The sequence below is a fragment of the Novosphingobium sp. MMS21-SN21R genome, assembly GCF_031846015.1.
GTDB lineage: Bacteria > Pseudomonadota > Alphaproteobacteria > Sphingomonadales > Sphingomonadaceae > Novosphingobium.
Genome location: NZ_JAVRDU010000003.1, coordinates 423,556 through 443,507, shown reverse-complemented (window position 1 = coordinate 443,507; position 19,952 = coordinate 423,556). Strand labels below are relative to the sequence as shown.

17 protein-coding genes are annotated in these 19,952 nt (G+C 60.9%); 12 read left to right on the top strand and 5 right to left on the bottom strand.

Annotated elements, in window-relative coordinates:
- Position 1 precedes the first annotated feature (1 nt).
- Genes RM192_RS18235 through RM192_RS18225 form a run of 3 tightly spaced genes read left to right on the top strand, consistent with a single transcriptional unit; the run spans position 2 to position 3,012 of the window.
- Positions 2-451, top strand: a complete 450-nt coding sequence (locus RM192_RS18235) for a MarR family winged helix-turn-helix transcriptional regulator (RefSeq protein WP_311509079.1) — start codon at positions 2-4, stop codon at positions 449-451.
- The gene (locus RM192_RS18230; RefSeq protein WP_311509078.1) at positions 444-1,508 is read left to right on the top strand and encodes an HlyD family secretion protein; all 1,065 of its coding nucleotides are present in this window, start codon (positions 444-446) and stop codon (positions 1,506-1,508) included. The genes RM192_RS18235 and RM192_RS18230 overlap by 8 nt, the downstream gene beginning before the upstream one ends.
- On the top strand, positions 1,495-3,012 hold the full coding sequence (locus RM192_RS18225) for a DHA2 family efflux MFS transporter permease subunit (RefSeq protein WP_311509077.1): 1,518 nt from the start codon (positions 1,495-1,497) through the stop codon (positions 3,010-3,012). The genes RM192_RS18230 and RM192_RS18225 overlap by 14 nt, the downstream gene beginning before the upstream one ends.
- 189 nt (positions 3,013-3,201) lie before the next feature.
- Here the strand turns inward: RM192_RS18225 and RM192_RS18220 are convergent, their stop codons facing one another.
- The gene (locus tag RM192_RS18220) at positions 3,202-5,166 is read right to left on the bottom strand and encodes an NAD(P)/FAD-dependent oxidoreductase (protein ID WP_311509076.1); all 1,965 of its coding nucleotides are present in this window, start codon (positions 5,164-5,166) and stop codon (positions 3,202-3,204) included.
- 434 nt (positions 5,167-5,600) lie between these two features.
- Here RM192_RS18220 and RM192_RS18215 point away from each other — a divergent pair, with 434 nt between their 5' ends.
- From RM192_RS18215 to RM192_RS18205, 3 genes are read left to right on the top strand one after another with little or no spacing between them, the layout of a single operon-like run.
- Positions 5,601-6,584, top strand: coding sequence for a phosphotransferase family protein (locus tag RM192_RS18215; protein ID WP_311509075.1), 984 nt, complete (start codon positions 5,601-5,603; stop codon positions 6,582-6,584).
- 34 nt (positions 6,585-6,618) lie between these two features.
- Complete coding sequence (locus RM192_RS18210) at positions 6,619-7,791, top strand: hypothetical protein (RefSeq protein WP_311509074.1); 1,173 nt, start codon at positions 6,619-6,621, stop codon at positions 7,789-7,791.
- 8 nt (positions 7,792-7,799) lie between these two features.
- A complete protein-coding gene (locus RM192_RS18205) occupies positions 7,800-8,441 on the top strand; it encodes a helix-turn-helix domain-containing protein (protein ID WP_311509073.1) in 642 nt (213 codons plus the stop codon).
- A 38-nt stretch (positions 8,442-8,479) separates the two neighbouring features.
- Here the strand turns inward: RM192_RS18205 and RM192_RS18200 are convergent, their stop codons facing one another.
- The gene (locus RM192_RS18200) at positions 8,480-8,767 is read right to left on the bottom strand and encodes a hypothetical protein (protein WP_311509072.1); all 288 of its coding nucleotides are present in this window, start codon (positions 8,765-8,767) and stop codon (positions 8,480-8,482) included.
- 222 nt (positions 8,768-8,989) lie between these two features.
- Between RM192_RS18200 and RM192_RS18195 the strand changes: the two genes are divergently transcribed.
- Complete coding sequence (locus tag RM192_RS18195; protein ID WP_311509071.1) at positions 8,990-9,409, top strand: hypothetical protein; 420 nt, start codon at positions 8,990-8,992, stop codon at positions 9,407-9,409.
- Here the strand turns inward: RM192_RS18195 and RM192_RS18190 are convergent.
- Positions 9,369-10,565 carry an epoxide hydrolase gene (locus tag RM192_RS18190; RefSeq protein ID WP_311509070.1) on the bottom strand — a complete coding sequence of 399 codons (1,197 nt, stop codon included), beginning with the start codon at positions 10,563-10,565 and terminating at the stop codon, positions 9,369-9,371. The genes RM192_RS18195 and RM192_RS18190 overlap by 41 nt on opposite strands.
- Positions 10,562-11,188, bottom strand: coding sequence for a TetR/AcrR family transcriptional regulator (locus RM192_RS18185; RefSeq protein ID WP_311509069.1), 627 nt, complete (start codon positions 11,186-11,188; stop codon positions 10,562-10,564). The genes RM192_RS18190 and RM192_RS18185 overlap by 4 nt, the downstream gene beginning before the upstream one ends.
- A gap of 135 nt (positions 11,189-11,323) precedes the next feature.
- Here RM192_RS18185 and RM192_RS18180 point away from each other — a divergent pair, with 135 nt between their 5' ends.
- The 3 genes from RM192_RS18180 to RM192_RS18170 all read left to right on the top strand — a co-directional run bounded on the left by RM192_RS18180 (position 11,324) and on the right by RM192_RS18170 (position 15,749).
- The gene (locus RM192_RS18180; protein ID WP_311509068.1) at positions 11,324-12,172 is read left to right on the top strand and encodes a metal-dependent hydrolase; all 849 of its coding nucleotides are present in this window, start codon (positions 11,324-11,326) and stop codon (positions 12,170-12,172) included.
- Between the two features lie 27 nt (positions 12,173-12,199).
- Complete coding sequence (locus RM192_RS18175; protein WP_311509067.1) at positions 12,200-13,939, top strand: amidohydrolase family protein; 1,740 nt, start codon at positions 12,200-12,202, stop codon at positions 13,937-13,939.
- A 139-nt stretch (positions 13,940-14,078) separates the two neighbouring features.
- Positions 14,079-15,749 (top strand): MFS transporter, encoded by a 1,671-nt coding sequence (locus RM192_RS18170; RefSeq protein WP_311509066.1) that lies wholly within the window; start codon positions 14,079-14,081, stop codon positions 15,747-15,749.
- A 5-nt stretch (positions 15,750-15,754) separates the two neighbouring features.
- Here RM192_RS18170 and RM192_RS18165 read toward each other — a convergent pair whose 3' ends face one another.
- Positions 15,755-16,543: a coniferyl-alcohol dehydrogenase gene (locus RM192_RS18165; protein WP_311509065.1), complete on the bottom strand. Its 789-nt coding sequence runs from the start codon at positions 16,541-16,543 to the stop codon at positions 15,755-15,757.
- Positions 16,544-16,747: 204 nt separating this feature from the next.
- On the opposite strand from RM192_RS18165, the gene RM192_RS18160 reads away from it, so the two are divergent.
- Together RM192_RS18160 and RM192_RS18155 are read left to right on the top strand one after the other, a co-directional pair.
- Complete coding sequence (locus tag RM192_RS18160) at positions 16,748-18,418, top strand: FAD-dependent oxidoreductase (protein ID WP_311509064.1); 1,671 nt, start codon at positions 16,748-16,750, stop codon at positions 18,416-18,418.
- Between the two features lie 44 nt (positions 18,419-18,462).
- Complete coding sequence (locus RM192_RS18155) at positions 18,463-19,947, top strand: aldehyde dehydrogenase (RefSeq protein ID WP_311509063.1); 1,485 nt, start codon at positions 18,463-18,465, stop codon at positions 19,945-19,947.
- The last annotated feature ends 5 nt before the right edge of the window (positions 19,948-19,952 follow it).

The window sequence follows — 19,952 nt, the reverse complement described above, 5'->3', positions numbered from 1 at the left end:
CATGAAAGTCAACGTGGCGTTCCTCTCATCCGATGTAGGGCGGCTGTTCCGCAAGCGCTTCGGCGTGGCAGCGCGCCAGTTCGGGGTGACGGGGACGCAATGGCGCTCGCTCGCCGCGATCCAGCGCAGTCCGGGAATGAATCAGGGCGCGCTGGCCGCGTGGCTTGAGGTCGAGGCGATCACCGTCGGGCGGATGGTCGACCGGCTGGAGAAGCTCGGGCTGGTCGAGCGGCGCGACGATCCTGCCGACCGGCGGCGCTGGCAATTGTTCCTGACCGCCAAGGCCGAAGACCTGATGGCCCGAATGGGCGAATGCGCGCAGGCGGTGATCGATGAATCCGTGGCCGGCTTTTCCGATCCGGAAAAAGATCAGTTGCAGGCGCTGCTCGAACGTGTGCGAGTCAATCTTTCCGATGAAACCCCTGTTGAAGTGAACGAGGCCAATGGCTGAAGCCGATCCCTTTCCCGTGACAGATGCCCCGGCGGCGGCAGGCAACCCTGCCCGGCCTCCGCAGCGCAGGCGCATGCGCGCGGTGCTGATGGTGCTGGGGCCATTGCTCGCGGTGGCGGGCGGCTTGTGGTATTGGTTCGGGCAGCCGGGCGTGGTGGAAACCGACAACGCCTACGTCAAGCAGGACATCGTTGCGGTTGCCGGCGAGGTTACCGGGCTGGTGACCAAGGTCAATGTGCGCGAGAATCAGCGCGTCAAGGCGGGCGATGTGCTGTTCACCATCGATCCGGCCACGTTTACCGCAGCTGTCAGGCAGGCCGACGCCCAGATTGCGACTGCTCAGGCCCGGGTGACCGCGATGGCCTCCGACATCACCGCCAAGGCTGCAGAGCTGGCAGGCGCGCGCGATGATCTGGCACTGGCGCAGGCCAACTATGCGCGCGAGAAAGCGCTGATGGACAAGGGCTTTAACACCCGCGCCCGCATGGATACCGCAGGGCACGCTGTGGCCAGCGCGCGCGACCGGATCGCGGCGATTCAGGCAGAGGTCGAACAGGCGCGCGCCCAGATGGCGCAAGGGTCTGCCGTTCCCGGCGTCGATCCGGCGATTGCCGCGGCGCAGGCCGCGCGCGCGCGGGCCAGTCTCGAAGTGGAGCGCACGGTCGTGCGTGCGCCTGCGGACGGCGTGGTGACGCAGGTTACCCGGCTGCAGATCGGGCAGATGGTGTTTCCGGGCGTGCCGATGGTGTCGATCGTGCGCGATGGCAGCGCGCGGGTGGAGGCGAACTTCAAGGAGACAGACCTCGATCACATGCGCCCCGGCCAGCGCGTCGATATCGAACTAGACGCCTACCCCGGCCTGAAGCTGAAGGGCCGGGTTGAATCCATTGGGGCGGGCACGGGATCGGAATTTTCGGTACTGCCTGCACAAAACGCCACCGGCAACTGGGTCAAGGTGATCCAGCGCGTCCCCGTGCGCATTGCCATTGAAGGCAAATCCGCAAGGCCCCTGATTTCGGGCCTCAGCTCCGATGTAACGGTCCATGTCGGCGAATAGCGCTTCCGAAACGCCGACGATCATTTCGCGCAACAGGCCCCTGATGCTGATCGGGTCGATGGCGGCAATGGTCATGTACACGCTCGACACCACCATCGCCAATGTCGCGTTGCCACATATGAGCGCAGCCCTCGGTGCGACCCAGGATACCATCACGTGGGTGCTGACCAGTTATGTGCTGGCCTCTGCCGTGGCCTTGCCGCTGGCAGGCTGGCTGGTCGACAAGTTCGGCATTCGCGCAATGATGCTGGCCTCCGTGCTGCTATTCACAGTCGCGTCGATGCTGTGCGGCGTGGCCCAGAACATCGAACAGATGGTGGCTTTTCGTATCCTGCAAGGCTTGGCAGGCGCGTTTCTTGCGCCGCTTGCGCAAACGATCACGCTCAACTCCAGCACCTTGGCCGAGCGGCCAAAGATGATGGCGATCTATACGCAGGGTGTCATGCTGGGGCCGATCACCGGACCGATTCTGGGCGGCTGGCTGACTGACAACTACAATTGGCGCTGGGTCTTCTACGTGAACCTGCCGATTGGTGTGCTTTGCTTTGCCCTGCTCGCGCTGTATCTGCCAAAAACTCCAACGCACGATCGGAAGATCGATATCGTCGGGTGGTTGCTGGTGGCGCTCACCGTATCGGCGTTCCAGTTGATCCTCGACCGGGGCCTGACGGTCGACTGGTTCGCTTCGGGAGAGATTGTGACATATGCCGTGATAGCCGCTGCGTGCTGCTGGTTGGGCGTGTTCCACATCTCGGGCGGGCGTAATCCGCTGTTTCCACTGGCACTGTTTCGGGATCGCAACTTCACCGTGGGCTTGGCCTTCATGTTTCTGGTCGGGCTGGTGATGATGTCGGTCATGGCTATCCTGCCGGGCCTTCTCCAGCAGATCTATGGCTACACCGCCTTCCAGTCTGGCGTGCTGCTGGTGCCACGTGGCCTTGGCATGCTCGTTTCGGTCACGGTGTTCGGCCGCTTCATTGCGCGGGTCGATGATCGTTTGCTGCTAGCGCTCGGGCTGTTCCTGATGGGCGCATCAATGTGGATGATGACTGGCTGGTCAACCGACATGCCGCGCGGCCCGATCATCGCTGCTGGGCTGTTGCAGGGCCTTGGCCTTAGCTTCACGTTCATTCCTATGAACATGATCGCCTTCGCGACGCTTGCCCCGCAGTTTCGCACGGATGCCTCCAGCCTTGCCAACCTGATGCGCAACCTTGGCTCGTCTATCGGCATCGCACTGGCGTCGGTGGAACTGGCGCGCAGCGTGCAAGTCAACCATGCAGAGCTTGGCGCGCATGTCACGCAGGCGCTGGTCCCGTTCAACCTAGACCGGATCACTGCCTTCGGTGGCACTGGCGAGGCGGCGCTGAGGATCGTCGACGGGCTGGTAAGCCAGCAGGCCGCGATGATCGCCTATATCAACGACTTCTACGCGATGGCGCTGGCCTGCATTTTTGCAATCCCGCTGCTACTGCTGGTCAGGACAGGGAAGAAGCCCGGCTGATCGGGCCGGTCCACTTGCATAGCAGTCAAAAGCGGGCCTTCAAGCGCCGTCCAACTTCATCTAGCAAGTCGATAGCCGCCCGTCCGCGGAATGCGGGAAAGTCCGAGATGAAGCGCAGACTCCAGCTGCGGCGCGCCGGCCGCTCCGTGAGACCTGACGCGCGCTCGCTGTACATGGGCGGTCGAGGCCCTAGCTTACCAACAAATCTTTCCCAAAGTACGGGCGCAAGCCTGCGTCGGTCTCAGCGGGCGGGATTCCTGCAGGATCGTTGAGCCAGCGCCACATCCGGCGGATGTCGACTGGGCCGTTTACGCAGGACCGCCCCTGATGCTGGTAGTAGTTGTTCGCGCGCGGATCCATGTAGATCATCTTGCGCTCGACCTCGTCCAGAATGTCCGCAAAGCGCCAATAGCCTTCCTCGGTCACCTCGACGCTGCGCTTGTCTTTTTCGATCAGGCCCGCGATGCAGCGCAAGGCAAACTGGCCGACGAGTTCGAGCAGATCGACCACGGTAAAGCCGCCGAAATTGTTCGAGTTGGGGCCATAGCACATGAACAGGTTGGGAAATCCTGTTACCATCGAACCAAGGTAGGCGCGTGGGCCATCTTTTGCCCATGCATCCTCGATGCGCTGGCCGCCCCGGCCACGCACCTCCATTGGCCAGAGATAATCGTTCGCCTTGAAGCCTGTAGCGAAGGTGATGATGTCCAATTCGTGCTCCACCCCGCCGGAGATGATCCCCTTGGGAGTGATTTCGTCGATCGGGTCAGTGTTGAGAGAGACATTGTCGCGCAGCAGCGCATCATAGACGCAATAATCGGAATCCACGCGGATCGGGCGTGATGCCATTGGCGGGAAGTCCGGTATCATCTTTTCCAGCAGATCCGGCCTCGATCCCAGTTTGCGGGTGGCAAAAGCCACGCACATGTCGCGGGTCATCTTGTTGGCAAAACTTAAGGTATGGGGGTCATCGAAAGCAGGATCGACCATGATCCCCGCCTTTGACGTATCCGGATTGATCAGAGCGCCCACCCGGAAACGCACGAAATTGCTGTAGAACGGGAAGTTGCGATCAATCCACAAGGCTTGCGCGGGCAGCTTCTTGAGATATATCTCGTCTTCAAGGCACCAGTTGGGCTTGCGCTGGAACAGCGTAAGATGTGCCGCAGTTTCGGCAATGACCGGCACGGTCTGATAGCCTGAAGCGCCCGATCCGACCACGGCCACGCGCTTGCCCTTTACGTCTACGCCTTCGGGCCATTCTGCGGTGTGGAAGGCGTGCCCGGCAAAGCTGTCCATTCCCTTGATGTCGGGAATTTGCGGGCGCGAGAGGAAGCCGACGCAAGAAATGACAGCGTTGAATTGCTCAGTAACCGTACCGGACGGGCCGTGTGAATCCACGTGCCATTTTGCGTCCGCTTCGTCCCACCGCATTGCGGTGACTTCGGTGTTGAACACGATATTGCCACGTACCCCGAAATTGTCGGCCACCCATTTGAAGTAGCGCAGGTTGTGATCGCGCGGGGAGTAGCTGTATTCAAACACGTAATCGTAGCCGAACAGGTGGGTGTAGCCACGGCTCGATGTATCCACCCGCGCACCGGGATAGCGGTTTTCGTACCATGAGCCGCCGACTTCGGGATTTTTTTCAAAAACGACGAACGGAATACCGGCCTTTTTCAGCTGCACGGCAACATTCAGGCCGCAAATGCCGGTGCCGATGACGGCCACCTTGAAGCCTTCCACGGCCCGTGGCGGGGTGCCCCCTTGCCAATGAACACCGCGCGCCCATGGATCAAAAGCAGCTTCTTCTTGCCAAATATGAAGGTCTGCTTCGGGAATATCGTGCCCTGCTGTCAGCGAAAGGCTGGTGCGCAGACGGCTTTGAGGGCCAAGATCAATCTGGCCTGCGCCGGCATCGCGATAGCGCTTGAGAAACGCCGCGCCCTTCGCCTTGAGCAGCGCGGCATCGGCATCGTTCTTCATTTCGCGCCCGGTGCCGAATTTTGCCGCAGTTCCGGGCGGCATTGCGATGACTTCTTCATCCCCGGTCAGCTGATACAGCAAGCCGCGCAGCACCATGGGTGAGGCATATTGCATCGCATCGTCAATCTGCGCATCGGTTGCCGAGAGGAGTTCGTTGTTTTTTTCCATGACCATTCAGTTCCTTCGGTCCAATCGGATCGTGCGGCCCGCCGTCAGGGCAATTGCGGACACGGCTCTACCTGCAGGCGTGCGCAATGCCGGGCACGGGCACGCTGGGATGTAGGAAATCAATTCCATTGGCACCTCTCAGGCAGCCGGTTTGGCACGCGGCTTTTGTCGCTACCCTTGTGCCGAAAAAATGCATTAGCACAAGTGCATTGATTGAAGGATGTGCGCTTCGCGCGCAACTCTGGCGTGACAGCCGCGCTTGCGGATTGTTCCGGGCTGAAAAGCCTTTGCCAAGGTCGGCGTGGTGCGACGGGGATCAAGAGAGGGCCTTGACGAGCGAACTGTCAAGCAACATACAAACTGTATGTAGCGTGATGGTCGGCTTGTGAAAGACGTCGGCGTTTTCGCACAATGGAGCGGGGAACAGTCAGGGCATGGTGCGGAACTTGGCCGAATTGCAGTGGACGCTTTCCACGCTGCTGCCCGACGAGAAGGCGATTGTCGCCGTCACTCCGATGAACACCGGCTTTTCGAACGATACCTATCTGATCGAGGGGCCGGATCTGATCCTGCGTCTGCCACCAGCGGCAGGGGCGATGCTGGATGGGCATGACGTGATCGGGCAGGCGCGCATTTATGCGGCGCTGGGCAGCACGCCCGGCGCGCCCCCGGTGCCGCGCATCGTGCATGTTGAAGAGAGTGCCGATCTGCTGGGCGCTCCGTTTTTCATCATGGGCCGCGTGCCGGGTGAATCCGTGAATGATATCGAAATGCAGCCGTGGTTCACGCAGGCGCCCGACGCTGTGCGCCGGGCGATGTGCCGGGATTGGGTATCAGCCTTTGCCGGTCTGGCGCGGCTGGCCCCGCTTGACGTGCTGGGCGCGCCCGTTTCGCCCGAGGATGACGTGCGGATGTGGCAGCGCTTTGCGGCAGCAGCGCAGTGCCCGCAGCTGGCGGACATGATCGAACGCCTGCTGAAAACGCCTGCCCCGATCAGCGGGCCGCCTGCGGTGATTCAGGGGGATTCCAAGCTTTCAAACCTGATGTGGGACGATTTCCGCATGTCCGCGATGCTGGACTGGGAGATGAGCCTGAACGGCGAACCGATGGCCGATCTGGGCTATATGCTCTATCTGTTTGAAAGCGAATTTCATGGTGCCACGCGCGCGCCGAAGTTGCCCGGAATGATGAAGCGGGCCGAAGTTATCGCGTTGTGGGAGGACGTTTCCGGCCGGTCCGCAGCGGGTATTGTCTGGCATGAAATTGCCCAGATCGCGAAAATCACGGCGATCATTGCCGAAGGCACAAACATGTTCAACACTGGGCGCAGCACCGATCCCAAGCTCGCCTATTTCAAGCAGAACCTCGATTACTACCTCGGTGTGGTCGCGGCGATGCTGGCTGGCAGCGGCCACTGACCCGGCGATATATGCGAACAAGGACAACCTGTACATGGTCCCGACAATTGCGGCCCTGACCGGCGCGGACGAATTCTTCAATCACCAGATCGTGAATACTTTTGCTGCCGTAGCCACGCCCGAACGCGCGTGGACGGAGAAAGCGTGGTTTACCCTGATGCGCAAGGATGGCTCGCTCCAGGCAGGCTTCGGCCTTGGCAAATACGCCAACCGCAACATCGTCGATGGCTTTGCCGGGGTACAGATCGGGACCCGCCAGTTCACTGTCCGGGCGAGCCGTCTGCTCGATTCAGCACCAGAAGCGATGGGCGTGGGGCCGCTGGGCTACGACGTGGTGGAACCGCTGAAAGCGATCCGTCTGACGCTGGCCGAGAATGCCGCCCAACCGCTGCGCTTTGAACTGACCTTTCACGCAACGATGCCGGGCTTCTTTGAAAATCGCGATGTGGTGATCCAGGCGGGTCGCGCCGCGTCCGATGTGATCCGCTATCATCAGGCGGGCACCGTTTCGGGATGGATCGAGATCGAGGGCCAGCGGCACGAGGTGAACCCGGACGAATGGTTCGGGTTCCGCGACCGGTCATGGGGCGTGCGCGAACATGTCGGCCTTGATCCGGCCGACCTTGCCCCCACCGGCGGCCACGGCACCACCGGCGGCAACAAGGCCGGAAGCGCGTTTCATTTCAACTGGCTGGTTTCCAAAATCGACCGGGCAGACGGCACCAGTTATGATCTTGCCTATTATTTCCGCGATTTCGGCGGCGAGGGGCCGCCCGCTTTTTTCAGCGGCTATATCAATGAAAGCGACGGGCGGCAGATTCCGATCCTGCACCTTTATCCCGAGATCGATTATCGCGCGTCTGATCGCGGTGCGATGCGCGGCACGGTGACGGCGATCATCGCGGGTAAGGGCAAGTCTGTAGAAGAACGCATGTTCGAAATCGAGGTCATCAACCCTGAAATGGGCTTTCGCCTGCTGCCGGGCATGTATGGCGAATGGAAGGGGCAGATCCACGGAAGTTACAAGGGCGAGGCATTCCTTGATGGCGAAACCATCGAGGATGTGAACAACCCCGCCAAGCTGGCCGAAACCTATCGCTGGCAGATCCGCGACCGACCCGTGCGCATACGTGAAGGTGCAAACGGCGGCTATGGCGATATGGAAAGCATCATTCTGGGCGATTATCCGGGGGTACGGATCGTTTGAGCGCTGCAATGGATGCTGTGCAGAAATCAGGCCGGGGCGGCAATCTGGAAGCGCAGCGCGAACGGGCCATTGCCACGCGCGCAACCATCGTGGCAGTGGCCCGCGCGCTGTTTGCCGAGGTGGGTTTTCACGCGGCGGGGACAATAGAGATTGCCGCACAGGCGCAGGTTACGCGCGGCGCATTGTATCATCATTTCGCTGACAAGGAGGATCTGTTCGCCGCCGTCTTCCGGCTGGTGGTTGCGGAGTTGAACGAGAGATCGAGGTCCGCTGTTGCGTCGCTATCAGGCGATCTATGGTCGCAAGTAACCGAGGCATTTCAGCAGTATCTGATGCTGGTGGCCGAAAGCGACGAGTACCGCCGGATCCTGCTGATCGATGGTCCGGCGGTGCTGGGGTGGGTGCGCTGGCGCGAACTGCAATCGGCATTCGTCGCGCAAGGGACTGCCGATGCGCTGCAAATGCTGATGGATCAGGGGCTGGTTGAACGGCAGCCGATCACTCCGCTTGCGGGCATGATCCAGGCAGCGCTTCATGATGCCGCATTGTCTATTGCTAACGCGGCGCAACCTGTGACGGCGGCAGAGCAGGCCATGTGCGCATTTTCATTCATGATGCGCGGCATGCGGCAAACGCCCGCCGCCACATGACAGAACATGCAGGGCGGCAGGCGCTGGGTAACGATCGATCAGAGGTGCTTGATTTCCTTGAGCGTCAAGGTGCTGACAAGGCCACGTTCGCTGGTGCCGAGCTTTTCGAAGGGGATATAGATCATCTTCATGTCGATGATGACAGCGGCGCTGGTGCCACGAATACGTTCGACGCGACCGACGCGACGTCCATCGACTGACCAGACCAGATCACCAACCTTGGCCACGACTGCTGCTGCGGGGGCGGGTGCAGCATCTTGTGCGTGCACTGCGGCAGGAACTGCACAAAGGCTGAGGGCAATAACGAACGCAGAAGAAATCTTCATGTCTGTCACCAATATTTCAATATGATGGGGACGGTTCGACCCGCCTGAGTTTGCATTTAATTCGCATCACTCGAATTGTCGATAGTGATTCGAAAAATATCTGGACGCACCTGCAGCATATCGCCAAAGCATCTTGCGTACGACCCGCGCCGCGTCCAGTCTGGCAAATATCGCCAATTCGCTATCGTTGAAGCAAGAGTTGGGTGGCAGGCTGATTCTCGGATGACCGTGGACACCCAGCCCGTTGAGAAAACCCTGACTGCGACCGGTACCATGGCTCCTGTCCCCAAAGGCAAGCGCGTCGTTGGGCGTCCGCGACGGTTGACTCTGGACGCGATTGTCGATGCTGCGTGCAAGGTGGGCGGCGAGACTCCGGACCGGGCCGAGGATTATGCGGCAAACATCCTGTCCATGCTTGAACGGCGCGGGCTGACCCGTGGTCGGGCGATCGATATCCATATCGAAGCCAATCAAGCCATCATCGGCGCTGCAATCATGCTGATCCGGTGCAAGGACATTGCTGATACCAAGCGCGACGCCGAAGGCAGGCCGATGTCTTTGCCCAAGGGATTGGGCGACTACCGGCCTACCCTTGACCGGATCATCCGTGATTTTGAAGAAGGTCGGGCCGCAGTGTCCTGAAGAAAGCCCGGATATCGTCAACCAGCACGTCGGGCGTCTCCATCGGCGCGAAGTGTCCGCCACGCTCGGCGATGTTCCAGCGCTTCAGGTTGTAATAGCGCTCTGCCCATTTGCGCGGCTGCATCCACACGTCGCCCTTGAACTGGAGCAATGCGGTTGGCGCTTCGACCGGTGGCTGCCGGTCATGCGCAGGGGCCATCGCTTCGGCCTTGGTTTCGTAATAGTGGCGTGCGGAACTGACGTATGTGTCGGTCAGCCAATAGAGCATGGCGTTGGTGATCAGATCGTCCTTGCTGAACACCGATTCCACATCGCCGCCGCAATCGCTCCACGCCCGGCGCTTTTCGGTAAGCCACGCGGCAAGGCCCACCGGGCTGTCGTGCATCGCAAAACCGATCGTCTGCGGGCGCGTGCGCTGAATCTGCATGTAGCCATTGCCCTCGGCCATGAAGCGCGCAAACTTGGCGCCCCATTCGCGTTCTTCGGGGGCATAATCATCTGGCGCGGGGAAGGGTGGCATGACAGCGCCGGCAAGGTGCAGGTGGACGCCGATGACCCTGTCTGCATACTTGTGCCCAAGCCGTGCCGATACGAACGACCCGATATCGCCACCCTGCGTGGCAAAGCGGTCATAACCCAACCGATCCATCAGCTTTACCCACACATCAGCCGTGGGATTGAAAAACATGCCTTCGGTTGTCAGCGGGCTTGAAAAGGCAAAGCCGGGTAGCGAGGGCGCAATCACGTCAAAGGCATCTGCCGCATCGCCACCGTGGGCGGCAGGATCAGTTAGCGGGCCGATGATCTTGCGCATGTCCCAGAAGGTCCACGGCCACCCGTGATTGATGATGAGCGGGATCGGGGCAGGAGCACCTTCGGCGCGCTTGCCCTTGATGTGGACGAAGTGAACGGGGACGCCGTCAATCACGGTGCGGAATTGCGGCAGCAGGTTCATCGCCGCTTCCTGCGCGCGCCAATCGTATTGCGTGCGCCAGTAATCCACCAGTTCGCGCATGTAACCAAGGTTCATGCCGGCCTGCCATTGGCTGTTATCGCCGATTTCCTGCGGCCAGCGGGTGCGGGCCAGGCGCTGTGCCAAATCATCTAGATCCGCCTGCGGGATCGCGATGCGGAACGGCGTGATCACGTCAGTCATTTTTGAAGATCTCCGCATACGAAACGATACAGGCCTTCAGCCGATACGGCGAGGCGCGCTTGGGAACTTTCGGTCACGCCGCTGCGGGCATGGTTGCACAAGGCCCAGCCCAGCGTGTCCATCACGGCAATCATCCATGCCCGCGCGGTATGGTTGCCAGGCTGCAACGCCTCGCGAATGGCAACGAGGCGTTCGGCCATCATGGCCAGCAAATCTTGCCCGAAAGCGATGGCTGGTGCCGGGGCCTTGGGCAAGTGGCTAAGCGAGACGAGCAGTTCGGTTGCCTCGCGCTCGCGGCTTACAAAGACGGCAAACTCCTGCACCCACGTCGCAATCTCTTCGCGGCTGGGTGAGGGGCCAGCCAACCGGGCGATCACCGGGCGCAACCGGGCCGTGTATCCTTCAGCAATGGCTGCCAGGATTTCGTCCTTTTCGCGAAAGTGCAGGTAGAGCGTTGAACGCTGAATATCGGCGGCAAGCGCGACCTGCTCCATCGTGACCGCCCCGAACCCATAATCGAAAAACAGGTGATTGGCCGCAGTGCAGATGCGCTCACGCGTGGCTGCGCGCCGTGCGTTCACGGGCTTGGGTTGGTCCTCTGCGGCTTTGACTGGTGATGCCATGCGATCTCCATAAAAATAAATGGACGTGTTGTCTATACTGGACACAGTGTCCGATAAGGGCTATGACTACGGGGAATCGAGCGGCATGTTCCCTACGACGGACCATTGCTGCAGGCTGGCATACAGGAGCGGGCGATGATTGATCTGAAAGTGCGGCGGATCCCCTTCAACTTCGACGGTGTCGATTTTGTCTGGAACAAGAACAACCCCGAGTTCGCGGTGACCATGAACAAGCTGTCGTTCTTCGCCATCGCGTTTGAAAAGTACATCTGTCAGGCCATGCGCGATGTCGAGCCGCTGATCACCGATCCGCGCATTCTTCAGGAAGCCAAGGATTTCCGCGCGCAAGAAGGCCTGCATTCGATGGCGCATCGCAAACATGTGAAGGCCCTGATCGCGCAGACCCCGGCACTGCAATCTGCGCTGGATCGCGCGGTGCAGATGTATGACGATCTCTATGCGCGTGAACCGCTGAAGTACCATATCGCCTACACCGGCGGGTTGGAAAGCATCTTCACGCCATCGTTCAAGGTCATGTTGGACCACCGCGAACACTTGTTCAACGGTGATGCGCGCGTGGCATCGCTGTTCCTGTGGCACTTCTGCGAAGAGATCGAGCACCGCAGTTCGGGTCTGCTGGTCTATGACCATGTCTATGGCAGCTACATGTACCGCATTACCCGATTCAAGGGCTTCATGCGCCATGTGGGTGAAGTGATCGCCGCGATCACCGAGGAATTCCAGAAGGCGTTCCCCGAACTGCCGCCGGAAATCCTGACGGGTTATTCGAACTTCAAGGTGCCACGCATGGCCAAGCTGAAGTCGGTCTATGGCATCACCATGTCGCAGATGCCGTGGCACAACCCCGAGCATCAGCCGCTGCCGGAGTATTTCAACGAATGGAGCGCGCGGTATGACCGGGGCGAGGACGTGACCCGCGTGTTTGGCGAAGGGTCTTCGACAGGATTGCCGCTGGCGGCCTGATCGCAATATTTGAAGTGGAGATTGTTGATGTTTGATCTGGTCATTCGGGCTGGGACCATCGTTGATGGCACCGGTGCCGCTTCGTTCACCGGCGATGTGGGCATCAAGGACGGAACCATCGTTGCCGTAGGCGATGATATCGGTCCCGGCGCGAAGGAGATCGACGCAACCGGCTTGCTGGTGACGCCCGGTTTTATCGATACCCACACCCATTACGATGGGCAGGTAACGTGGGACCCGCTGCTGTCGCCCGCCGCATGGCATGGCGTGACCACAGCGGTCATGGGCAATTGCGGCATGGGCTTTGCGCCGATCCGCCCCGGTATCGAAGCGCGTGATTACCTGATCAACGTGATGGAAGGGGTTGAGGATATTCCCGGTTCCGTTCTGGCTGAAGGGGTCAGCTGGGATTGGGAGACTTTTCCCGAATACCTCGATTCAATCGACCGCAAGCCACATGCCATCGACGTGGTCGCCCAAGTACCGCACGCACCGTTGCGGGCCTACGTCATGGGTCGCGAGCGGGCATTGCAAGCCGATGCGACGCCTGAAGACGTGGCGGAAATGGCAAAGCTGACCAAGGAAGCGATTGAAGCGGGGGCCTTGGGCTTTTCCACATCGCGCACCTTCATTCACTTGTCCAAGGACGGTGAACTGATCCCCGGCACGGCGGCTGAACCCAAGGAACTGCTGGCCATTGCCGATAGCATGGCCGAAGCCGGATCGGGCGTATTCCAGCTTATTTCTGACAAGCTGGGCAAGCCCGAAGACCTCGCGTGGATGAGCAAAATCGGCAAGAAGACCGGCAAGCCGGTGATTTTCTCGCTGGTGGAAGTGAACCCGGACAGCGACCCTTTCGCTTTCCGTCCGACGCTGGATGCGCTGGAGCGGATTTACGAAACCGAAGGCGTGGATATCCGCGCAGCCGTGCCGTGGCGTCCGCCGGGGTTCCTGATGGGACTGGAAACGTCCCTCAACCCGTTCAGCTATTACCCCGTCTTTGCCGAGATTGATGCACTGCCGTTTGACGCAAAAGTGGAGCGCATGCGTGATCCCGCTTTCCGGGCCAGGCTGCTGGCAGATGGGCCGGACATGTCCAAGTCCCTCACCGGCCTTGCCACGCGGTTTGACAAGATGTTCCCGCTGGGCGATCCGCCGAACTATGAACCGACGCCTGAAGAAAGCGTCGAAGCCTTGGCGCGCGCCAAAGGCGTGACCCCGCAGGAATATGCCTATGATGCGCTGCTGGAGCAGAACGGCAAGGCGCTGCTGTTCGTGCCCGTGGCGGCATATATGCAGGGCAGCCTCGACATCCTGCACGAACAGTTGAGTCATCCGCGTACCACGGCGTCGCTTTCGGATGGCGGAGCGCACGTGGCCAGTATCAGCGATGCAAGCTTTACCAGCTTCATGTTCACCCACTGGGTCAAGGGCCGCACGCGTGGCAGCCGGATCCCTGTGGAAGAAGTGGTGCGCATGCAAACCAGCGAACCGGCGGCGGTGTATTCCTTGAACGACCGTGGTGTGATCGCGCCGGGCCGCAAGGCTGATATCAACATCATTGATCTTGATGCGATGCATCTGCCCGCGCCATACATGGCCTATGATCTGCCGGCAGGCGGCAAGCGCATGATGCAGAAGGTCGATGGCTTCCGCTACACTCTGGTCAGCGGTGAAGTGGTGGTGCGCGATGGCGTGATGACCGACGCTGTGCCGGGCCGCCTTGTGCGCGGACCGCAGGAGGCGCGCGTTCCCGAAATGGCATGAGCGGCTTGAAGTGAACTGTGAGGGGCAGGGCGCGCGCAGGCGAGGCCTGCCCCTGCTGCATCTGCTGTTGTCCCGATTGCCAGTGGGCAGCGTTGTGTCTAAGCCCGGACGATAATACACCATCCGAGGAGCATTATCTGTGGGGCAGACCGCGCACGACGATACCGGGCGGACCGCTGGCACTTTCGCTCCGTTGCGCGTGGTGATGTATCGGCGGATATGGATCGCCAGCCTTATGTCCAATTTCGGGCAGTTGATCCTCGGTGTGGGGGCGGCATGGGAAATGACCCGGATGGCCTCTTCTCCGGGGCTGGTCGCGCTGGTGCAGACGGCCTTGATGCTTCCGATGATGCTCGTGGCCCTGCCGGCAGGCGCGCTGGCGGACATGTTTGACCGGCGCAAGATTGCGATGACCGGGCTGGCGGTGGCCATCACCTTTGCCACCGCGCTGACAGTGTTGTCCTATCTTGGATTGACCACGCCGTGGGTGCTGCTGGCATTCTGCGCGCTGATCGGATCGGGCGTGGCGCTCTATGGTCCGGCGTGGCAGGCATCGATTGGTGAGCATGTGCCGCCTGCGCTGATGCCGCAGGCGATTGCCTTGGGTTCGGTCAGCTACAACCTTGCCCGCAGTTTCGGCCCGGCGCTGGGCGGGGTGATCGTGCTGGCGGCAGGGGCAAAGGCCGCTTTTGCCATCAACGCGCTGTTCTACCTGCCGTTGCTGATGGTCTATGTATTCTGGAAGCGGTTGCCCCTGCCATCGCGCCTTCCGCCCGAACGGATTGACCGGGCGATCGTTTCGGGGCTTCGCTATGTCTATCATGCAAGGCCGATCCGCACCGTTCTGATCCGTGCGTTCCTGTTCGGCACGGCAGGGGCCACCGCCACGGCGCTGGCGCCGCTGATCGCCAAGAACCTGCTGGGCGGCGATGCCAGCATCTATGGCGTGTTGCTGGGCGCAGCCGGGGTAGGCGCGGTTCTGGGCGCGGTGACGACTGGGCGCTTAGCCGAGGCAGTCAGCCCGGAACGCGGCGCAACGCTGCTGGCAGGCGCATCGGGAATCGCGCTGATGCTGGTCGGCTACAGCCATTCGCTGTGGCTGACGTGCGCATGCATGTTTGTTTCGGGCGGAGCGAACATCATGATGATCTCGCTGCTCAACATTTCGGTCCAGACAACCGCGCCGCGCTGGGTGACAGCAAGGGCGCTGTCGCTGTTCTTTTCCGGCCTGACCGGTGGCATCGCTTTTGGTGCGTGGATGTGGGGGACTTTGGCCGGGCAGTGGTCGGTTGAACAGGCCATGATCGCATCGGGCGTGATGATGCTATTGCTGCCGCTGGTATCGTTCATCCTGCCCTTGCCCGCCGCGCCCAGCCAGGCCGACGTGGAGATGGTAGTGCTGGGCAACGAGCCGGATGTGGGCATGGCGATTACGCTGCGGTCCGGCCCGGTGGTGATCGAAATCGACTATGACGTAGATCCCGATCACGCCCGTGAATTCTATGAGGCGATGCGCAAGGTGCAGCGCACGCGGTTGCGCAATGGCGGGTTCGACTGGTCGATCTGCCGCGACATTGCCGATCCCGCGCTGTGGACCGAACGCTACCACTGCCCGACCTGGGGCGATTACTTGCGCATGCGTGACCGCTATACCCAGTCGGACCGCGATGTGCAGGAAGCTGCGCGGGCGTTCAGCGCATCGGGCGGACTGCGCGTGCGCCGGATGCTGGAGCGCCCGTTCGGCTCGGTCAGGTGGAAGCAGGATACGCCCGATCTGCGTTCCGAGGGGATGACCTATCTCGGACCGTAGGCGGACTAGCGGACCCCGATTGAGGCCATGAAGCCGCCATCCACCGGCAGCACCGCACCGTTGATGTAACCCGCCGCATCGCTGCCCAGAAACAGCAGTACCGCCGCCTGTTCATCCGCTGACGAACGCCGCCCGATGGGCTGTGCGACCTGATCGATGACGGCGGTTGGCGTGACCTTTTCGATCTCGACCAGCATGGGCGTCTGCACCGCGCCGGGCAGAGTGCAGTTCATGCGGATGCCGCGCCCGATCAGCGATGCCGAATGCATCATCGTCCAGACGATTACCGCTTCCTTTGAAAAACGATAGCCTTCGGTGACCATCTCCGGGCGGGATGCGCACCATTCAACTGCGGCGTCGAAGTCTTCCAGGTCTATCAGGTTGCGAAGGTCCGCCAGATGGTGCGGCCAGCCCATGCCACCGGTTGACGCGACGTTGACGATGGCGCTGCCCGGTTGCATCAGCGGGGCAATTCCATCCGTCAGATGGCGCGTGCCGATGTAGTTGACCTTCATCACATCAACCGGCGGGGCACCGGGCGGAATTCCTGCGCAATTGAACAGAGCATCGACCGGAGATTTGCATTCGGCCAAGGCGCGATTGATGCTGGAAGATTCGCGCAGGTCCACTTGCGTGAAGGCATCAAGCGGCAAATCGCAGGGCTTCCAGTCCAGTCCGTGCACGTGCGCGCCGCAATCGAGCAGCAGACGCGCGGCGGCATGACCGATGCCCGAATGGCAGCCGACTACGACGACCCGCTTTCCGGCGTAGCTTGAATTGTTCTCAAGCGGCATGTGTGAACCTTTCGATTGCGCATGGAACGGGCGCCCAGAGACAGTATATTTCCGCCAGTGCTTTTCGTGCATTGCCCCCGGAAAATCTAGCGGTTAAGTGGTCAAACAAAATGCATAAGCAGTGGTGCAAATCGTTTTGCGACAGGCGCACGTTCCGCACGATTGGCGTCGGGCCATAACGCATTCGGGAAAGGTTTCTTGGGCATGAGCGGGTTTGACGAGACGTTCGATTTTGTCGTGGTCGGCAGTGGCGGCGGTTCGATGTGTGCGGCGATTGTCGCCTGCTCTGCCGGAAAATCAGCCGTGGTGCTGGAAAAGTGCGATCAGATCGGCGGAACCACCGCGCGTTCGGGCGGGGTGATGTGGATTCCGAACAACCCGTTCATGGCCAAGGCGGGCGTGCCTGACAGCATCGAGGCGGCAACCAAGTATCTCGATGCGGTCGTGGGCGATCACAATGATACGCCCGGTGCATCAAAGGCGCGGCGCAAGGCGTTACTTGAAGAAGGCCCGCGCATGCTCGATTTCCTGATCGGCAAAGGGCTGAAGTTCTCGCGCATTTCAAGCTGGCCCGATTATTATGATGAAGCCCCCGGCAGTTCGGTTCCGGGGCGCACCGTGGTGGCCGATCTGTTCGACGCAAACGAACTGGGCGAGGCCAAGAAACTGCTGCGGCCCAATTTCCTGACTTTGCCTGTGTCACTTGAAGATGCGCTGAAGCTGCCGCACGTCAAGAAATCTTGGCCTGCCAAGAAGGCTTTGATGCGCATGGGGCTGCGGATCATTGGCGCCAAGCTGACCGGCAAGAACTATGTCACGGCAGGCGCGGCATTGCAGGGCCGGATGATGCAGGCCGCGCTCAAGGCTGGCGCACAGCTGCGCGTCAAGTCAGCGGTCAAGGAATTGATCGTCGCAGATGGCCGTGTGGTTGGCGTTGTCACCGAAAAGGACGGCAAGCCGCACCGCGTGGGTGCGCGTCTGGGCGTATTGGTCAACGCCGGCGGCTTTGCGCTTAATCAGGCGATGCGCGATCAGTACATGCCCGGAACGTCAACTGGTCACACCAGCGTTGCCGAAGGCGATACCGGTGAAATGATCCAGGAAATGATGCGCCACGGCGCAGCCATTGCGCAGATGGACAGCTTTGTCGGCAGCCAGTTGGCGCTGCCGCCGGGCGGCGAGGCATGGCCGATCAAGCCCGGTGCCCAAGGGTTGACGGCTGCCCCCCACGCCATTCTGGTGGACCAGAGCGGCGTGCGTTATTTGAACGAAGGCGGTTCCTATACCGAATATTGCCAGCGCATGATCGAGCGTAACAAGTCGGTCCCTGCGGTTCCAAGCTATGCCATCTTTGACAATCGCGTGATGAAGAACGTGATGATTGCAGGGACAATGCCCGGGTCGGCCAAGCCTGCGGAATGGACCGAAAAGGGCTTTTTGCACACAGCCGATACGATTGAAGGCCTGGCGCAATCGCTGGGCGTTGATCCTGCGGCATTGCGCGGCACGGTCGATCGCTTCAACGGTTTTGTGGCCAAGGGCCATGACGATGATTTCAAGCGTGGCGCGCGGGCATATGACCGGTGGCTGGGCGATCCGTTCCACAAGCCGAACGAAACGCTGGGCGAAATCAGCGAAGGTCCGTTCCACGCCTTGACCGTGATCCCCGGCGATGTCGGCACGCTGGGCGGGGTGGTGACGGATGAAAAGGCACGGGTATTGCGTGAAGATGGCACGCCGATTGCCGGGCTTTATGCCACGGGCGTTTCGGCAGCATCAGTCATGGGGCGCACGAGCCCCGGATCGGGCGTCAACGTGGGACCAAGCCTGGTGTGGGGATATGTGGCAGCCAAGGACGCGGTCGAGGCGGCCTGAGCGCCGTTCCCAATTCCAGCGATTGCATTGAACAGGAGACACCAATGACCACTACTGCTGTCCGCAAGGGCCATGTCCGCAACCCCGGTTCCCTGTTCATCGGTGGAAACTGGGTGTCACCTTCGGGCACCAGCACGTTCGAGGTGGTCGACAGTGCCACCGAAGAAGTGTTCCTGACCGTGGCCGAAGCGCAGGCACCCGACATCGACCGCGCCGTGGCGGCGGCGCGGGCGGCGTTTGACACAGGGCCGTGGCCGCGCATGTCACCGGCTGAACGCGGGGTCTTTTTGAACCGCATCGCCGATGCATGGGAAAAGCGCAGCGAAGAACTGGCCGATACGTGGGCGCTGGAATCAGGTGTGATCCGCGCCATGTCGATCTATTCGGCCAAAGGCGTGGCAGATGTGTTCCGCTATTACGCGGGGCTTGGCACCACGTTTGCGTGGGAGGAAAAACACACCTCGTCGATGGGGCAGCCCGCCTTGCTGGTGCGCGAACCGGTGGGCGTTGTGGCAGCGATCATCCCGTGGAACGCGCCACATGCGCTGATGGGGTATAAAGTGGCAGCGGCGCTGATCGCGGGCTGTACGGTGATCATCAAGGCATCGCCCGAAGCGCCTGCATCACCCTATTTCATGGCGGAAATCTGCGAAGAAATCGGTCTGCCTGCAGGCGTTGTCAACGTGCTGACAGCCGAACGCGAAGTGTCCGAACTGCTGGTGCGCAGCCCCGGCGTCGATAAGGTCAGCTTTACCGGATCAACCGCTGCGGGCCGCAAGATCGCCTCGATCTGTGGCGACCGGATTGCCCGCGTCACTCTGGAACTGGGCGGCAAATCGCCTGCGGTGATCCTTGATGACTATGACGTGGAAAAGGCCGCTGCAGCCATCGCCCGGACCGCGCCGATCATGACCGGACAAGTCTGCGCATCGCTGACCCGCATCATCATCGGTGACAAGCGCCACGATGATTTCGTCGATGCTCTGGCCACCGCGTTCGGCAAAATCACCGTGGGTGATCCGTTCGATGCATCCAGCCAGATGGGGCCGTTGGCCATGGAGCGCCAGCGTGACCGCGTGGAAGGCTTTATCGCACAAGGCAAGGCCGATGGTGCGCGGCTTGCCGCAGGCGGCGGACGTCCGGCGCATCTTAACCGTGGCTACTTCATCGAACCCACCGTGTTCGGCAACGTCGATAATTGTTCGGCCATCGCGCGCGAAGAAATCTTCGGCCCCGTGGTCAGCGTGATCCCCGCATCAAGCGAGGAAGCGGCCATCGCCATTGCCAATGACACGATCTATGGCCTGAACAGCAGTGTGTTCACCAACGATCCTGACCGTGCCTATGCAGTGGGCCGGCAATTGCGCGCAGGCACCGTGGGGCACAATGGCTTCAGGAGTGATTTCAACATCGCATTCGGCGGCTTCAAGCAATCGGGCATCGGGCGCGAAGGCGGGGTTGAGGGATTGCACCCTTATCTTGAAGCCAAGACCATGATCTTTGAAACTGCCCCTTCGCACAGCGTCTGACACCC

Excerpts from the sequence above, each read along its gene's own strand:
- RM192_RS18235 (WP_311509079.1), top strand. The coding sequence starts at position 2 with ATGAAAGTCAACGTGGCGTTCCTCTCATCCGATGTAGGGCGGCTGTTC.
- RM192_RS18230 (WP_311509078.1), top strand. The coding sequence starts at position 444 with ATGGCTGAAGCCGATCCCTTTCCCGTGACAGATGCCCCGGCGGCGGCA.
- RM192_RS18225 (WP_311509077.1), top strand. The coding sequence starts at position 1,495 with ATGTCGGCGAATAGCGCTTCCGAAACGCCGACGATCATTTCGCGCAAC.
- RM192_RS18220 (WP_311509076.1), bottom strand. The coding sequence starts at position 5,166 with ATGGAAAAAAACAACGAACTCCTCTCGGCAACCGATGCGCAGATTGAC.
- RM192_RS18215 (WP_311509075.1), top strand. The coding sequence starts at position 5,601 with ATGGTGCGGAACTTGGCCGAATTGCAGTGGACGCTTTCCACGCTGCTG.
- RM192_RS18210 (WP_311509074.1), top strand. The coding sequence starts at position 6,619 with ATGGTCCCGACAATTGCGGCCCTGACCGGCGCGGACGAATTCTTCAAT.
- RM192_RS18205 (WP_311509073.1), top strand. The coding sequence starts at position 7,800 with ATGGATGCTGTGCAGAAATCAGGCCGGGGCGGCAATCTGGAAGCGCAG.
- RM192_RS18200 (WP_311509072.1), bottom strand. The coding sequence starts at position 8,767 with ATGAAGATTTCTTCTGCGTTCGTTATTGCCCTCAGCCTTTGTGCAGTT.
- RM192_RS18195 (WP_311509071.1), top strand. The coding sequence starts at position 8,990 with ATGACCGTGGACACCCAGCCCGTTGAGAAAACCCTGACTGCGACCGGT.
- RM192_RS18190 (WP_311509070.1), bottom strand. The coding sequence starts at position 10,565 with ATGACTGACGTGATCACGCCGTTCCGCATCGCGATCCCGCAGGCGGAT.
- RM192_RS18185 (WP_311509069.1), bottom strand. The coding sequence starts at position 11,188 with ATGGCATCACCAGTCAAAGCCGCAGAGGACCAACCCAAGCCCGTGAAC.
- RM192_RS18180 (WP_311509068.1), top strand. The coding sequence starts at position 11,324 with ATGATTGATCTGAAAGTGCGGCGGATCCCCTTCAACTTCGACGGTGTC.
- RM192_RS18175 (WP_311509067.1), top strand. The coding sequence starts at position 12,200 with ATGTTTGATCTGGTCATTCGGGCTGGGACCATCGTTGATGGCACCGGT.
- RM192_RS18165 (WP_311509065.1), bottom strand. The coding sequence starts at position 16,543 with ATGCCGCTTGAGAACAATTCAAGCTACGCCGGAAAGCGGGTCGTCGTA.
- RM192_RS18160 (WP_311509064.1), top strand. The coding sequence starts at position 16,748 with ATGAGCGGGTTTGACGAGACGTTCGATTTTGTCGTGGTCGGCAGTGGC.
- RM192_RS18155 (WP_311509063.1), top strand. The coding sequence starts at position 18,463 with ATGACCACTACTGCTGTCCGCAAGGGCCATGTCCGCAACCCCGGTTCC.